General features: G+C 46.2%; 3 protein-coding genes. All 3 read left to right on the top strand.

From position 1 onward, the window contains the following. Positions 1–206: zinc ribbon domain-containing protein (locus C6H66_RS24200; protein WP_146111122.1), on the top strand; the 206-nt coding region annotated here is incomplete at its 5' end. A 317-nt stretch (positions 207–523) separates the two neighbouring features. After that, a complete protein-coding gene (locus C6H66_RS24195) occupies positions 524–883 on the top strand; it encodes a POTRA domain-containing protein (RefSeq protein WP_105396987.1) in 360 nt (119 codons plus the stop codon). After that, the coding region (locus C6H66_RS24190) for a filamentous hemagglutinin N-terminal domain-containing protein (RefSeq protein ID WP_146111121.1) at positions 835–3505 on the top strand (2671 nt) is incomplete at its 3' end. The genes C6H66_RS24195 and C6H66_RS24190, both read left to right, overlap by 49 nt.

Raw genomic sequence — 3505 nt, 5'->3', positions numbered from 1 at the left:
GTCATTGCTGCGGTCACAAAATGCCGGAAATGCCGCTGCGTAAGCGGATCTGGCCATGCCCTTGCTGTCGAGTCGAACATGACCGCGATATCAATGCGGCGCTCAACATCCAGCGCAAGGGCATAACAGAATTACAGGCGGCGGGACTCGTCGTTTCTGCCCACGGAGGCCAGCGTAAATCCGTCATAAAGACGGTGGCGGCCTGAGAAGTGGGAAGCCTCGCCGTTTTTTACGGCGGGGAGCAGTCACAAACTGCATGAATTAAATTTTCCTATGAGTATCTCTGTTGTTGAAACAGAGAGATACTGCGAGTAGTACGAAAGTGATTCTTTTCCTTCCACTCTGTCACCATTGAGTATCTCCAGCCTTACCGCGATTTTCTGGCATTTAATATATCAGATTCTCCATTAGCAGGATTAAAAATCCGGACGCTGATCACATTTTATACTGATAATTTAGACGGATAAATTATTCATCATTAGAATAGTTTAATTATGTCACTATCAAATTATCAATATTTTCTATGGAAAGATTATCGCTTTATCACCGCAGTCTGGCAGCGCTTGTCCTGCTGGCCATATCCGAATGGACTCATGTTTCAACATCGGGTGCTTTGGGAGCTATTTATCTCACTATTCACCGGATTGAATTTGCAGGGGCAGAAAGTTTGTCCCGGTCAGACCAAGAACACTCGATGCATCCTTATTTATCCGCAGGGTTAACTTCGCAGGATATCAACGCACGGGTACGAAAAACCACTAATACCTCATTGGGTAATTTATTAGTCAGCATTACTGACTTTGCCACACTTAAATTAAGAAAAGGGACAGTACGATGGATAAACGCCACAACTCGATGGCCAGGGTCACGAGTTATCTTTTAATTTACCTGACGGCAATCCAGCCATTGCACCCGGCTATGGCTGTCGGCATAACACCGGATAACAACCGCACACAGGTACAAAATCAGGGCAATGTGCCGGTGGTGAATATCGCCACGCCGAATGATGCAGGGATATCCCACAATACCTACCAAGAGTTCAATGTCGCCACTCAGGGGACCGTACTTAATAACGCTACACAGACGGCTCAATCGCAACTGGCAGGGCAACTTAACGCGAACCCTAACCTGAAAGGCAAAGCGGCGGAACTGATTATTAACGAAGTCACCGGCAGTGGCCGCTCTGACCTGCAAGGCCAGTTGGAAATTGTTGGCAATAAAGCCAACGTGATGATTGCCAACCCTAACGGCATTACCTGTGATGGTTGTGGTTTTATTAATACCACCGGCGCAACCCTGACCACCGGTAAGCCACAATTTGATCAACAGGGCGCACTAGAAGCACTGGAAGTGAAAAAAGGCCAGATTACCATTGGCGGCAAAGGGCTGGACGGCAAGACGACGGATTATGTCGATATCATCAGCCGGGCGACGGAGTTGAATGGAAAAATTCAGGCTAACACCCTGTCGCTGACTCAGGGGGCCAACCGTATTAGCTTGAAAGACGGCACGGTTAAACCTATCGCCGGAGAAGGGGCAAAACCGCAATTAGCGGTTGATACCAAAGCCTTAGGCGGCATGTATGCCAATAAAATCCGACTGGTTGCCACTGAAAAGGGGGTTGGGGTTAATCTCACCAACCTGACCACAACCCAAGACGCTATCAGTTTAACCGCTGAGGGTAAAATTATCTTGGGGGAGGTACAAGCTAAGACCGATATCAACATCAACAGTAAAGCCATTGAAACGGCAGAACAAAGCCATGTACAAGCGGGTCAACATCTGAGATTGACTACCGAGACACTGCGCAATCAAGGTCAAATCCGTGCGGGTGGCGATGTCGCGCTTAAAGCGACTAAACTGGATAACGTAAACCCGACTAAGAAAAGTCACCCTATTATTACCGCGGGTAAAAACAACAGCATCACTGCTAACGAGATAAATAATGTTGGCGAGTTAAGCGCGGCGCAAAACCTCACCCTGACAGGTAAAAATTTTTCAACCAAAGCGATAAAAGACAGTCAGCAGAATATCATCGGTAAACTGAATGCCGGTGGGGATCTGACGGCGACATTTCAAGATACATTTCGTTTTGATTTTGATAAAGAACATTTTAAAGCGGGAAAGAACCCCACTGATCTGGCGTTAATCACCGGGAAAAACATTTCTCTCACTGCCCGAGATTTAGTAAATCGTGCGTCAATGAGGGCAGAACAAAACTTAACCGCTGACGCGGAAACGATCTATTTAGGCCAGGGGAATTTAAAAGCCGGGAACCATGTCATGTTGGATGGAAAGTCACACCTTGATGTGAATGGTTATGATATCTCCGGTCATGATGTGACCTTGCTTGCCAGCCGGGGAATGCTGTCTGTTGTCTCTGGGGACGACTATACCCCGGAAGGAACAAGGGTATTAACCACGCTTTCTGCTGATAACCTATTACGCATTATCGCCGATGGTCCTATTGATATTGCAGATACCCTGATTAACCGGGCGAAAAATATCTTTTTGGCAACCAATGATAAACTTGAGATTTATGCCTCGGGTGATTTAATTGATGAACAGAGTCCACTCAATGACGGCGCTAAACAAGAATTAATTAATCAGCGTCTGCGTCAGCTTAGCCAATTGCAAGCGGATGAAAATATTGAGATCCATGCAGGAAAGATTGTCGATCTGAGAAGTATTTCTTTAACCGCGGGGAAGGATATCACGCTGACCAGTGGCGGCATACTTGATGTGAGTAAAATCACAGCGGAGAACCCTTATGAATATTCAAATGAGCATGGAGATGACTATGTAAAACATTATGAAAATGCCGATGACGAGGAAGACGAACAATCTTACCCACAATTTCAATTCCCGATAATAAAAAGTACCCTCACGGCCGGCAATAACTTAACCATTAATACCGGTGGTGACATTATTGATACTGAGGCAACGTTATTGGCAAAAGGGACAACTGCCATCACCAAAAACAACGCAGAGTTGCATTCACCGGCGGGGAAGTATAACTCAGTTGAAGGGAAATATACGCCGGTGACTTCTGTGCTGATTGGAAGTGCGTTAAGTCATGCTCCTCAACTGACAATAAACTTCTCAGAAGTAGAAGGAGAAGTACCGGGAATTAAACTGGCGGATAAGCAAACACGGATCACCTCGAAAAACAATCGCCCTATTATTCATATTGCAGCGCCTAACGCCCGTGGTGTTTCACATAACCGTTATCAGGAATTTAATGTTGGGACCTCAGGATTAGTATTTAATAACGCGACCCATAATACGCAGTCTCTGTTGGCGGGGCAAATTGGCGCCAATCTTAACTTCAACGGTAAATCAGCCGAGCTGATTATTAATGAAGTCGTGGGGGCCTTAGCCTCAAATTTGCAAGGGCTGTTGGAAGTCGTAGGGCAAAAAGCCGATATCCTCATTGCCAACCCGAACGGCATTACCTGTAATGGCTGTAGTTTTGTTAATACCCCGGCTGTCACCTTATCGACGG

This window comes from Photorhabdus hindustanensis (assembly GCF_002968995.1).
Taxonomy (GTDB): Bacteria; Pseudomonadota; Gammaproteobacteria; order Enterobacterales; family Enterobacteriaceae; genus Photorhabdus; species Photorhabdus akhurstii.
Note: the sequence above shows the minus strand (reverse complement) of the source record. Positions and strands in the feature narration are given on the sequence as shown.